Annotated in this window: 12 protein-coding genes; 6 read left to right on the top strand and 6 right to left on the bottom strand. The window is 71.1% G+C overall.

Going from position 1 to position 11,952, the window contains the following annotated elements:
* Positions 1-61 precede the first annotated feature (61 nt).
* Together ABIA32_RS13760 and ABIA32_RS13755 are read left to right on the top strand one after the other, a co-directional pair.
* Complete coding sequence (locus ABIA32_RS13760; RefSeq protein WP_370094564.1) at positions 62-1,258, top strand: hypothetical protein; 1,197 nt, start codon at positions 62-64, stop codon at positions 1,256-1,258.
* 62 nt (positions 1,259-1,320) lie between these two features.
* Entirely contained in the window at positions 1,321-1,950 is a 630-nt protein-coding gene (locus ABIA32_RS13755; RefSeq protein WP_370094562.1) for a DUF2867 domain-containing protein, read from the top strand.
* Here the strand turns inward: ABIA32_RS13755 and ABIA32_RS13750 are convergent.
* Positions 1,917-2,552 carry a sulfite oxidase-like oxidoreductase gene (locus ABIA32_RS13750; protein WP_370094560.1) on the bottom strand — a complete coding sequence of 212 codons (636 nt, stop codon included), beginning with the start codon at positions 2,550-2,552 and terminating at the stop codon, positions 1,917-1,919. The genes ABIA32_RS13755 and ABIA32_RS13750 overlap by 34 nt on opposite strands.
* 141 nt (positions 2,553-2,693) lie before the next feature.
* Here ABIA32_RS13750 and bfr point away from each other — a divergent pair, with 141 nt between their 5' ends.
* Complete coding sequence (bfr, locus tag ABIA32_RS13745; protein WP_370094558.1) at positions 2,694-3,173, top strand: bacterioferritin; 480 nt, start codon at positions 2,694-2,696, stop codon at positions 3,171-3,173.
* A gap of 26 nt (positions 3,174-3,199) precedes the next feature.
* On the opposite strand, the gene ABIA32_RS13740 is transcribed toward bfr, so the two are convergent.
* Together ABIA32_RS13740 and ABIA32_RS13735 are read right to left on the bottom strand one after the other, a co-directional pair.
* A complete protein-coding gene (locus tag ABIA32_RS13740; RefSeq protein ID WP_370094556.1) occupies positions 3,200-3,436 on the bottom strand; it encodes a bacterioferritin-associated ferredoxin in 237 nt (78 codons plus the stop codon).
* Between the two features lie 121 nt (positions 3,437-3,557).
* Entirely contained in the window at positions 3,558-4,907 is a 1,350-nt protein-coding gene (locus ABIA32_RS13735; RefSeq protein WP_370094554.1) for a class II 3-deoxy-7-phosphoheptulonate synthase, read from the bottom strand.
* A 325-nt stretch (positions 4,908-5,232) separates the two neighbouring features.
* Between ABIA32_RS13735 and ABIA32_RS13730 the strand changes: the two genes are divergently transcribed.
* Both ABIA32_RS13730 and ABIA32_RS13725 read left to right on the top strand, forming a co-directional pair.
* The gene (locus tag ABIA32_RS13730; protein ID WP_370094552.1) at positions 5,233-7,161 is read left to right on the top strand and encodes an anthranilate synthase family protein; all 1,929 of its coding nucleotides are present in this window, start codon (positions 5,233-5,235) and stop codon (positions 7,159-7,161) included.
* Between the two features lie 137 nt (positions 7,162-7,298).
* Positions 7,299-8,810 carry a serine/threonine-protein kinase gene (locus ABIA32_RS13725; RefSeq protein WP_370094550.1) on the top strand — a complete coding sequence of 504 codons (1,512 nt, stop codon included), beginning with the start codon at positions 7,299-7,301 and terminating at the stop codon, positions 8,808-8,810.
* A gap of 166 nt (positions 8,811-8,976) precedes the next feature.
* Here the strand turns inward: ABIA32_RS13725 and ABIA32_RS13720 are convergent, their stop codons facing one another.
* Positions 8,977-9,474, bottom strand: a complete 498-nt coding sequence (locus ABIA32_RS13720) for a MarR family winged helix-turn-helix transcriptional regulator (protein ID WP_370094549.1) — start codon at positions 9,472-9,474, stop codon at positions 8,977-8,979.
* A 112-nt stretch (positions 9,475-9,586) separates the two neighbouring features.
* Here ABIA32_RS13720 and ABIA32_RS13715 point away from each other — a divergent pair, with 112 nt between their 5' ends.
* Positions 9,587-10,138, top strand: a complete 552-nt coding sequence (locus tag ABIA32_RS13715) for a YceI family protein (protein ID WP_370094547.1) — start codon at positions 9,587-9,589, stop codon at positions 10,136-10,138.
* A gap of 1 nt (position 10,139) precedes the next feature.
* Here ABIA32_RS13715 and ABIA32_RS13710 read toward each other — a convergent pair whose 3' ends face one another.
* Both ABIA32_RS13710 and ABIA32_RS13705 read right to left on the bottom strand, forming a co-directional pair.
* Positions 10,140-11,165 carry a 6-phosphofructokinase gene (locus ABIA32_RS13710; protein ID WP_370094545.1) on the bottom strand — a complete coding sequence of 342 codons (1,026 nt, stop codon included), beginning with the start codon at positions 11,163-11,165 and terminating at the stop codon, positions 10,140-10,142.
* A 73-nt stretch (positions 11,166-11,238) separates the two neighbouring features.
* Positions 11,239-11,937: a response regulator gene (locus tag ABIA32_RS13705; RefSeq protein ID WP_370094543.1), complete on the bottom strand. Its 699-nt coding sequence runs from the start codon at positions 11,935-11,937 to the stop codon at positions 11,239-11,241.
* Positions 11,938-11,952 lie beyond the last annotated feature (15 nt).

Genomic DNA, 11,952 nt, shown 5'->3' with positions numbered 1-11,952 from the left:
CAATAACGAAGCGGAACCCAGCATCCCGCTTTGTTCGGCGAGGAATGTAGCCTCTCCCGCCATGACCGAACTGCACTTCAGCAACCGTGGGCGGCCGCGACCGCGCCTTGCCCAGCTGGCCACCGTTCTCGTCGTCTGCACGGTGCAGGTCGTCATTCTGATTGCGCGGATGGGCTCGAAGGGGATCTACGTCGCGCTCGCACTGGCGCTGCTGGTGCTGCTGCTCTGCGTGGTTCAACGACACAGCTCGACCGGCGTCGGACCGGAGGGCATCACCGTCGACTGGGGCTTGGGCCGAGGCCGCACCTTCGGCTGGCAGGAGATCCGGTGGATCGAGGTCCGAACCAATCGGACGCAGTACGGCACCTCGCTCACCGTCCGGATCACCCTCAGCAGCGGGCGGCGCCGCTCGCTGCCCGCCGTCAGCAGCAGCGAGCTCTATCCGGACCCCGACTTGTCGACCAAGTTCGAGCAGATCGTCGCCTACTGGGAGCTGCACAGCGACGCCGCAACCCGCCTGACAGCCCCGCCCCGCAGGGGCTGGCGGCTGCGGCTGCGCGGCCTCGGGCTCGCGGCTCTCGCTGTGGCCTGCCTCGGCCTGGCCGTCTCGGCGGGGGTGTCGGCAGCCGGGCAGGCCTCGGCGGCTCACGCCTACGAGGCGGTGCCGGGCTGCGGAGGCCCGGTCTCGGAGAGTCCCACCTTCTGCTTCGCGCAAAACGACGCACGGGTCGTGTCCACCTCCGCGCAGTCGACGCCGTTCGGGACCTCGGCCGTCACCGTCAGGCAGGCGGACGGGCTGCTCTGGACCGCGCGCTTCGGCGCCTCGAACGGCCTGACCGAAGAAGCCCACTCCGGGGACCCGGTCTTCATCACCATGAATGCCGATGTCACCGCCGTCACCGAAGTCCGGTATCAGGGGCGTACCTATCCCACCATGGAGGCACCAGAGCTCTGGGTGACGCCGCCCCTGACCGCCTTGATCGCGTTCGCCGGCGCGGCACTGCTCTGCGGCGCGTGGGCCGTGGCTTCTCGGCGCCGGAGGCCGGGAACCGGCTATCCGTGGTGGGCGCCCCTCCTGCTGCCCGCTGTCGTCTGGACGTTCATCATCTCGTTCCAGTCCGCCGCGGCCCCTGCCCCGCTCGGTTTCGGGCCCTACCTACCCGGTCTGCTGCTCCTGACGGCCGGCTGGGCCGCAGCAGTGCTGCTCGGACGTCGGCGGAGGCGCCTGCCTGCATCCGGGGCCACCGAGCTGGGGTAGCCGCGGAGGGTGCCGATAGTCTCGTCTCGTACGGGAGCGTACACAGGGAGGCGGCACCGGCCATGAGACTTCCTCGCACAGCCCATACGGATCAGCCGTGGCGGATCCACGAGTTCACCGGCGACTTCCTGATCGAGGACGTGTGGTCCTTCCGCACTCCCGGCGCCGGGCCCGACGACTTTCCCGTGATGCTCGCCGCGATGCGGGCCGGTGGCGGGTTGGCCACGCAGTCCGCTCCGTCCCGGTTCCTGTTCGCGCTGCGCTGGAAGCTCGGCGCGCTGTGCGGGTGGGACCGGCCCCAGACGGGCCTCGGCACGCGGGTGCGGCCGCTGCGGGAGCGGCTGCCGCGCGAGCTGAGCGAGACCGTGGACGGCTCCGAGTCCGACGGGAGTCCGTTCAGCCCGGTGTACCTGCTTCACGACGAGTCCGCGCTCGAGATCGCGAACAACACCGTCCACGGCGTCATGCACCTGGGGTGGGCGCGAGCTGCCGACGGCGGCAACGAGCTGCACATGGCGGTGCTGGTCAAGCCCAACGGCCGGTTCGGGCGGCTCTACCTGGCCTTCATCGCGCCGTTCCGCCATCTGATCGTCTACCCGGCGCTGACCCGCCAGTGGGAGCGCGCCTGGCGGGAGCGCGCCACGACGCAGGCCGCGACTCAGGCCACCGGGCCCTCGCCCGGCTCCTCCTGATAGGTGTAGCGCTGCTCGCGCCACGGGTCGCCGAGGTTGTGGTAGCCGCGCTCCTCCCAGAAGCCGCGGCGGTCGGCGGTCATGTACTCCACAGCGCGGACCCACTTGGGGCCCTTCCAGGCGTAGAGCTGCGGGACGACCAGGCGGACCGGGAAGCCGTGCTCGACCGTCAGCGGCTCGTCGTTGCGGTGGGTCGCGAAGACCGAGGTGGGCGCGGCGAAGTCGGCCAGGCGGAGGTTCGAGCTGAAGCCGTACTCGGCCCAGACCATCACGTGGGTGACCTCGGGGGCCGGCGGGACCAGCTCCAGGATCGTCGAGGTGGCGACGCCGCCCCAGCGGTTGCCGAGCATGCTGAACCGCGTCACGCAGTGGAAGTCTCCACTCACCTCGGTGCGCGGCAGCGTCGTGAACTGCTCGAAGCTCCAGCTGTGTTTGGCGCCATCGGCGGTCGCGCCGAAGATCTGGAACTCCCAGGTGGCCGGTTTGAACCGGGGGATCGGCCCGTAGTGCAGCACCGGCCAGCCCCGCTGCAGGCGCTGCCCGGGAGGCAGGAGCTGCTGGGCCTCCGAAGCTGCGGCCTGCTCGTTTTCGGACTGACCCATGGCCCAATGGTGACAGATGGCCGGAACCGATCCCGCCAGGGCGTGCCGCGCGACATCTGAGGGTGACCTTGCTGGATTCGCGGGTCCGCGAGTGGAACGATGCCTCAAAACCGGGCATAAAGGGATAGAAAGGGCGCACCCATGCAGGGCGACCCCGAGGTCATCGAGTTCCTGAACGAGCAGCTGACCGCCGAGCTGACCGCTATCAACCAATACTTCCTGCACTACAAGATGCAGGAGAACTTCGGCTGGACGAAGCTCGCGAAGTTCACCCGCTCGGAGTCCATCGACGAGATGAAGCACGCCGAGATCCTCACGGACCGGATCCTCTTCCTCGACGGCCTGCCCAACTACCAGCGCCTCTTCCACCTGCGCATCGGCCAGACGGTCAAGGAGATGTTCGAGGCGGACCGGCAGATCGAGGTCGAGGCGATCGACCGACTGCGCCGCGGCATCGTCGTGATGCGGGCCAAGGGGGACGTCACCTCGGCGAACATCTTCGAGCACATCCTGGAGGACGAGGAGCACCACATCGACTACCTCGACACCCAGCTCGAACTGCTGGAGAAGCTCGGCGAGCCGCTCTACATCGCGCAGCTGATCGAGCAGCCGGAGAGCTAGAGCCGCAGCGCTAAGCAGCCGCAGTGCTAAGCAGCCTCAGCGGAGGAAGCAGCGGACGGGATGCCCAGCTTGGCGGCGAGGCGGGCCGTCGGGCAGGGGCGGGCGCCCTCGTGGCCGAGCAGAGCCTGGATGCGGCGGACGCAGGAGCCGCAGTCGGTGCCGGCCTTGCAGCCCTTGGCCACCTGGCGCGGGGTCTTCGCACCCTCGGATATCTCCTGGCGAACCCGGTCCTCGGTGACCGCGTGGCACACGCAGACGTACATCGGGGTCCTCCAGGCCTGTGAGATGAGCTAAGGCTTACCTTACCCAGAGCCCCGGCGAGACGAAAAGACCCCCTCGGTCGAAACCGAGGGGGCCTTCGTCACATTCGGCACGCGGGAGCTGCTACTGCCCCCGGTACATCTCGGCGACCAGGAACGCCAGGTCCAGCGACTGGCTGCGGTTGAGGCGCGGGTCGCAGGCGGTCTCGTAGCGCTGGTGCAGGTCGTCGACGAAGACCTCGTCGCCGCCGCCGACGCACTCGGTCACGTCGTCGCCGGTCAGCTCCACGTGGATGCCGCCCGGGTGGGTGCCGAGCGCGCGGTGCACCTCGAAGAAGCCCTTGACCTCGTCCAGGACGTCGTCGAAGTTGCGGGTCTTGTGGCCGCTGGAGGCCTCGAAGGTGTTGCCGTGCATCGGGTCGCAGATCCAGGCGACCTGCGCGCCGGACGCGGTGACCTTCTCGACCAGGTTCGGCAGCAGGTCGCGGACCTTCCCCGCCCCCATCCGCGTGATGAAGGAGAGGCGGCCGGGCTCGCGGTCCGGGTCCAGCCGGTCGATCAGCGTCAGCGCCTCGTCCACCGAGGTGGTCGGGCCCAGCTTCACGCCCAGCGGGTTGCGGATCTTCGAGGCGAACTCGATGTGCGCGTGGTCCAGCTGACGCGTGCGCTCGCCGATCCAGACCATGTGGCCGGAGACGTCGTACAGGTCGCCGGTGCGCGAGTCGGTGCGCGTCAGCGCCGTCTCGTAGTCGAGGACGAGCGCCTCGTGCGAGGCGTAGAACTCGACGGTGCGGAACTCCTCCGGCTCCACCCCGCAGGCGTTCATGAACGCGAGCGCGTTGTCGATCTCCTTGGCCAGGCGCTCGTACCGCTGCCCGGACGGCGAGTTGCGGACGAAGTCCTGGTTCCAGGCGTGCACCTGGCGCAGGTCGGCGTAGCCGCCGGTCGTGAAGGCGCGGACCAGGTTCAGCGTCGAGGCGGAGGCGTTGTACATCCGCTTGAGCCGCTCCGGGTCCGGAATCCGGCTCTCCGGCGTGAAGTCGAAGCCGTTGACGGAGTCGCCCCGGTAGACCGGGAGGGTCACCCCGTCGCGGGTCTCGGTCGACTTGGAGCGCGGCTTGGAGTACTGGCCGGCGATCCGGCCCACCTTGACCACCGGCACGGAGGCGGCGTAGGTGAGCACGACGGCCATCTGCAGCAGCGTCTTCAGCTTGTTGCGGATGTGGTCGGCGGAGACGCCGTCGAAGGCCTCGGCGCAGTCGCCGCCCTGGAGCAGGAACGCCTCACCGCGCGCAACGGCCCCGAGGCGGGCGCGCAGCTGGTCGCACTCGCCTGCGAAGACGAGCGGCGGATACGAGGTGAGGTCCGCAAGAACCTTGCGCAGAGCCTCGGAATCCGGCCATTCGGGCTGCTGCGCCGCGGGAAGGGACAGCCAGGAGTAGTCCTGGGCGTGGGTGTCAACGTTCACGGTCACGCTGCAAGGCTACGTGGTCACGCAAACGACCGGTCCCAGCTGACCGATCAGTGAGACACATGATGGACGCGGCCCCGCCCCTGACGTCCGTCCGCTACGCTCACGACCGTGAGCACGCAGTCGCACGCCTACAGCGCCTTCAGCGCGTACAGCTGGTGGTGGACCGTCCCCGAGGCGGCCCACTAGCGAGCGTACCCACGCAGACTTCCACGGCCGCCCCTCGGGGCGGCCGTTCTCGTCTGCGACGAGCTGCCTCCCCGTGGCGGTCACCCGGCGACGTCACCTGACGCCGTCCCCGACCCGACTCGCTCCAGGAAGGCTCACCGTGACCGACACGAGCTCCCTCATCCGGCGTCTGACCGAAGCCGACGAGCCGTTCGCTCTGCTGCACCGCCGCACGCCGCGCCTGGCCCCCGACACCGTGGAGCTGCTCTTCGGCGAGGTGGGCGCGTACGGGACGCTTGCCGAGCTGCCGCTGCCGGAGGGCGCGCCGGGACGGCCGACCCACGACCTGCTGGCGCTGGTCCCCTACCGCCAGATCCGCGAACGCGGCTTCGACGCCCGCGACGACGGCACCCCGCTCAGCGCGATGCGCATCCGCGAGTCACACACCCTCCCGCTCGCCGAGCTGCGTGCCGCCCTGCCCGCGCTGCCGGTCGAACTGCGCGACGGCGGCTTCGACGTCGACGACGCGACGTACGCGGGAATCGTCCGGCGGGTGATCGAGGACGAGATCGGCCGCGGCGAGGGCGCGAACTTCGTGATCCGCCGCGACTTCACGGGGACGTTGCAGGACTTCACGCCGGCCCTCGCGCTGACCCTCTTCCGGCGGCTGCTGGAGCAGGAGCGGGGCGCGTACTGGACCTTCCTGGTGCACACGGGCGAGAGGGTGTTGGTCGGGGCCAGTCCGGAGGTGCATGTGCGGCAGACCGCCGGGACGGTGGTGATGAACCCGATCTCGGGGACCTACCGCTATCCGACCGAGGGCCCCACGCTCTCCTCGCTGGTGGACTTCCTGCACGACCCGAAGGAGCTCGAGGAGCTCACCATGGTCGTGGACGAGGAACTGAAGATGATGTGCACGGTCGGCGACCTGGGCGGCCAGGTCCTCGGCCCGCGCCTCAAGGAGATGGCCCACCTCGCCCACACCGAGTACGAACTGCGCGGCCGCACCTCGCTGGACGTGCGCGAGGTGCTTCGCGAGACGATGTTCGCGGCGACGGTCACCGGCAGCCCGGTCGAGAACGCGACCCGGGTGATCTCCCGCTACGAGCCCACCGGCCGCGCCTACTACGCGGGCGCGCTCGCGCTGATCGGCCGCACCGCAGGGGGCGCGCAGACGCTGGACTCCCCCATCCTGATCCGCACCGCCGACATCGACCCGGCGACCGGCGGGCTCGCGGTCCGGGTCGGCGCGACGCTGGTCCGGCACTCGGACCCGGACTCGGAGGTCGCCGAGACGCACGCCAAGGCGGCAGGCGTCCTCGCCGCGATCGGGGCGGTCCCTTCGCGTCGCCGCCCCGGCGGTGGCACGCAGCCGGCCCCCGTGCTCGCCGAGAACCACCGCGTCCAGACCGCGCTGGACGCGCGGCGGAAGAACCTCTCGCCCTTCTGGCTCCGGATGCAGACGCACGCAGAGCCTGCGCAGCCCGCGCAGTTCGAGACGCTGGTGATCGACTGCGAGGACGCCTTCACCTCGATGCTCGCCCACCTGCTCCGCTCGCTCGGCCACCGGGTCACCGTCCGCCGCTGGGACCTCCCCGGCCTGGCCGAGGCGGTCGCCGGGCACGAAGGCCCGCTGGTGCTGGGCCCCGGGCCCGGCGATCCGGCGGCGGACGACCCGAAGATGAACGCGATGCGCGCGCTGCTGGCTTCGCTGGTCGCGACCGGCCGCCCGCAGGGCTTTCTGGCCGTGTGCCTGAGCCATCAGCTGCTCTCCGAGGCGTTGGGTCTGCCGCTGCACCGCAAGGCGACGCCGTATCAGGGCGCACAGGAGCGGATCGACTTCTTCGGACGCGAGGAGACGGTCGGCTTCTACAACACCTTCACCGCCCGCGCGGACGACGCGACGGCGCAGCGGCTGCTGGCCGAACGCGGCGTGGAACTGAGCCGGGACCCGCTCACCGGCGACGTCCACGCGCTGCGCGGCCCGGGCTTCGCCGGCCTGCAGTTCCACCCCGAGTCGGTGCTGACGCTGGACGGGGTGACGATCGTGAGTGAGCTGCTCGGCCGCTTGGTGCCACAATCTGCTTGAGCCCGAGTCCGACGCTGGGCCAGGCCGTCAATCCGATGTTGACGTTGTCCGGGAATCCTGGACACCGTCAACACTGGATTGACGATCTGGCCCGGGTGCGGCCTTCGGTTCGGTGAGGCAAGCACGGGGAGGGCACGGTGTCGGGCACGGAGCGCGTGGTCGCGGGGCGGTATCGGCTGCTCGCGCAGCTCGGACGCGGCGGCATGGGGACCGTCTGGCGGGCCGAGGACGAGCTGCTGGGGCGTCAGGTCGCGGTCAAGGAGGTCCACCTGCGCGGTGACCTGTCCGAGGCCGAGCGGTTGGAGCAGCGCGCCCGCACGCTGCGCGAGGCACGGGCCGTGGCGCGGGTCGCGCACGCCAGCGTGGTCGGCGTCCACGACGTGGTCGAGGAGGACGGGCGGCCGTGGATCGTCATGGAACTCGTCGACGGCGCCTCGCTCGCGGCGCGGATAGCAGCGGGCGGCCCGCTGCCTGCGGCGGAGTGCGCCCGGATGGGCCTGGCCGTGCTCGACGCGCTGACGGCCGCGCACGCGCTCGGCATCCTGCACCGTGACGTGAAGCCGGCCAATGTGCTGTGGGAGCGGGCGAAGGACCGCTGGGTGCTGACCGACTTCGGCATCGCCCAGGTCGACGGCGCCGCGACGCTGACCGAGGAGGGCGCGTTCCTCGGCTCGCCGGAGTTCACCGCACCGGAGCGGCTGCACGGCGAGCACGCGGGACCGGCCTCGGACCTGTGGTCGGTCGGCGCGCTGCTCGCTGCCGCGCTCGACGGGAAGTCGCTCTTCCAGCGGACCTCGGTGACGGCGGTCGTGCACGCCGTCGCGTACGGCGAGATCACGCTGCCAGAGCGGGCCAGGCCGTTGGCGCACGTGGTGCTCCCGTTGCTGGAGCGCGATCCGGCGAGGCGGCCGGATCCGGCGTGGGTGCGCGGGCAGTTGGAGGCGTTCCTGCGCGGCGAGCCCGACGTCACGCTGCCGCTGGGGCCGCCGCCGTCGTCGTCCAGGCGGCGCTCGCCTGCCGTACTGGCGGGCGCGGCGCTGTTCGTCGTGGCGGCCGGGGTCGCCGGCGGGCTGGCGGTGAACGCCTGGCTGGGCCCCTCGCACGCGACCGCGTCCACCGCGCCACCGGCGTCGCCCTCGCTCTCGCCCTCGCCCTCGGGCAGCGCCTCGGCGTCAGCGTCGGCTTCAGTGACGCTCCCCGCAGGGTTCGGCCTGGTGCGGGACCCGCGCGGCTTCCAGCTGGCCGTGCCCACCGGCTGGGACCGGTCCGTGGACAGCACCGACGGCAGCCGGGTCTACTACAACTCGCCCCTCTCGGCGACGGAGCCGGAGGGTCTCTACCGCGTGGGAGTCCGCGTCCAGCAGAGCGTGAGCGCGGTGTCTCCGCTGGCCCAGGTCTGTCCGGGCGCCAAGGGCTACCCCGGCTACCGCCAGATCGGCCCGACCACCATGCTGCTGCGCGGCGGCCCGGTCGCGACCTGCTCGTTCACCTGGGACGGCACGAACGGACGGGCGCGCGTCTCCGACCTCGCGCTGTGGACCTCCGGCGGACGCACCTACACGCTCTGGGCCTCCGGCCCGAGGGGCCAGGAGGAGCGCCTCCTGCAGATCGCGGGCGTCGCCGAGCAGACCTTCACCCCCGGCGCCTGAAGCGACGGGCCCGTCCTCGAACCCCCGCCGGATCAGCCCGGGTCTCCCCCGGCCTTCGGCCGGGAGGTGCCCCCTCGGTGCGGTGCATCGCAAGGCGGAGGGTCTGCCTCGTACTGGATGTACATGGCGTGCCTGACAATCCCCCAGCCCTATGCCGGGAGGTGCCCTAGCGGCAGGGCCGCTGCGGGTTGGGGTCGAGCGCGCGCATACGGTCGGCGAGGGCGGCGAAGGCGTCCGGGCCCATCGGGGTGACCACGCGGTCGCGCAGCGCGCCGGCCAGGGCGAGCGCGGCGGCCATGGCGACCTCCTGCCCCTGCGGGGTGAGCGTCGCGAACACCACGCGCCGGTCCGTCGGCGAGGGCTGACGTCGGATCAGCTCGGCGTCGGTGAGCCGGTCGGCCACCTTCGTCGTGCCCGCCGTGGTGAAGTTCAGCGTCGCCGCGAGCTGGTTCATCGGCGCGCTCTGATCGGGCGAGGTGAGCAGGTACCAGAGCACCTGGAACTCCGAGGGCGCGATGCCCGCTTGGGTGTCGACGTCGGCGAGCAGCTGGTCGGTGAGCCGACGGAAGCCGGACTGGAGCGTGTTCCACTGCTCCAACAGGGCCAGATCCGCCGCGCCGGGACACCCCTGCTCGCCCCCCGGGGCCCCCACCTGCTCCGCCATGTCGGCATCCTCCCTCGTCAGCGTCCTGCTCTTGCCCAGATTAGCAACACTGGCTATTGTCTAACCAGCTAGTAAATATCTGGATAGCTATTCAGTGAAAGGTTGATACGTCATGACATCTCCCGCAGCCACGACCACCGCCGCCGAGGCTCTGAAGGCCCTGCCGACCGGCCGCTACCGGCTCGACCCGGCCCGCTCCGAGGTCCGCATCGCGCACAAGACCATGTGGGGCATGGTCACCGTGAAGGGCCACTTCGCCGACCTGTCCGGCGAGGGCGAGATCCCGGCCGACGGCGGTGCGGCCACCGGCACGCTGACCGTCGCCGCCGCCTCCCTCGACACGGCCCACGCCAAGCGCGACGCGCACCTGCGCTCCGCCGACTTCTTCCACGCCGAGACCCACCCCGAGGTGGTCTTCACCGCCACCGAGGCCCGCGCGCAGGCCGACGGCAGCGTCGCCGTCACCGGCAGCCTCACCGTCCGGGGCGTGACCGAGCCGCTGTCGCTCACCGCCGCCGTCACCGGCAGCAGCCCGGACTCGGTCACCCTCACCGCGCAGACCACGATCGACCGCGACCGCTTCGGCCTCGGCTGGAACAAGCTCGGCATGCTCAAGGGCCTGACCGCCGTCACCGTCAGCGCCACGTTCACGAAGCAGCCCTGAATCAACCGAAGAAGACGTCGAACTCCTCGTAGAGCTCCGGCGACACCGTCTTGATGCTCGCCGTCGCCAAGGCCAGCGGGACCCGGACGATCTGCGTGCCGCGCAGCGCCACCATCTGCCCGAAGGCGCCCTCGTGGACCGCGTCCACCGCGTGCAGGCCGAAGCGGGTGGCAAGCCAGCGGTCGAAGGCGCTCGGGGTGCCGCCGCGCTGGAGGTGGCCGAGGACGGTGGTGCGCGCCTCCTGGCCGGTGCGATGCTCGATCTCGGCCGCCAGCCACTCGCCGATCCCGGAGAGGCGGACGTGCCCGAAGGCGTCGCGGGTCTGGTCCTTCAGCACCATCTGGCCCTCGATGGGCATGGCTCCCTCCGCGACGACCACGATCGGCGCGTAGTTGATCCGGAACCGCTGCTCGACCCAGGCGCAGACCTGCTCGATGTCGAAGCGCCGCTCGGGGATCAGGATGACGTTCGCACCGCCGGCGATCCCCGAGTGCAGCGCGATCCAGCCCGCGTGACGGCCCATCACCTCGATGACCAGGACCCGCCGGTGCGACTCGGCGGTGGTGTGCAGCCGGTCGACGGCCTCGGTGGCGATGCCGACGGCGGTGTCGAAGCCGAAGGTGTAGTCCGTGCCGGCGAGGTCGTTGTCGATGGTCTTCGGCACGCCCACCACGGGCACGCCCTCCGCGCCCAGCGCCGCCGCTACGCCGAGGGTGTCCTCGCCGCCTATCGCGATCAGCGCGTCGACCTCGCGCTTGGCCAGGTTCTCCTTGATCCGCCGCACCCCGTCGACCTCGCGCAGCGGATTGGTCCGCGAGGAGCCGAGGATAGTGCCGCCGCGCGGCAGGATGCCGCGCACCTCGGGGATGCCGAGCTGGGTGACCGCGTTCTCCAGCGGTCCGCGCCAGCCGTCCCTGAAGCCCGTGAACTCGTAGTCGTAGACCTGCGTTCCCTTGCGCACGATGCCCCTGATCACCGCGTTGAGCCCGGGACAGTCCCCACCGCCGGTGAGCACTCCGATCCGCATGCCGTTCCCCTCCCGCGATCGTGACGAGATTTTGACGCTGCGTCACTTCACGGTAGGGCCGGGCGGCGGATTCTCACCCCTCCTCGTCGAGCCCCGCCTCTATCGCGTAGCGCACCAGCTCCACCCTGTTGTGCAGTTGGAGCTTGCCGAGGGTGTTCTGGACGTGGTTCTGCACCGTGCGCGGCGAGAGCACCAGGCGGTCGGCGATCGCCTTGTAAGGGAGGCCCTTGGCCACCAGCCGCAGCACCTCCGTCTCCCGCTCGGTGAGCCTGGGCGCGTTCGACTCCGCCTGGCCGGCCGGGACCGGCTCGGCGGCGAGGCGGCGGAACTCGCCGAGCACCAGACCCGCCAGACCCGGGGTGAAGACCGCGTCGCCGTGGGCCGTGCGGCGGACCGCGTCGAGCAGTTCCTCCCGGCTGGCGGACTTGACCAGGTAGCCCGTCGCGCCGGACTTGACGGCCTCGAGCACGTCGCCGTGCTCGCCGCTCGCGGAGAGCACCAGCACGCGCGGCGCGGGCTCGGCCGCCATCAGCTGGCGGCAGACCTCGACGCCGGGCTGGTCCGGGAGGTTCAGGTCGAGCACGACCACGCCGGGCTGCACCGCACGGCCGCGCTGCACCGCCTCGCGGGCGTCGCCCGCCGTGGCCACCACGTCGAACCCGGCGTCGGCCAGGTCACGCGCGACGGCCTCGCGCCACATCGGGTGGTCGTCCACGACCATGACCCTGATCGGGGCCGGGACTGCGCCCGCGCCCGCCTTCTCATCCTTCATCCCCGTCTCTTCCTT

It is taken from the genome of Streptacidiphilus sp. MAP12-20 (assembly GCF_041262525.1).
Taxonomy (GTDB): domain Bacteria; phylum Actinomycetota; class Actinomycetes; order Streptomycetales; family Streptomycetaceae; genus Streptacidiphilus.
This window is presented reverse-complemented; position numbering and strand designations above follow the sequence as displayed.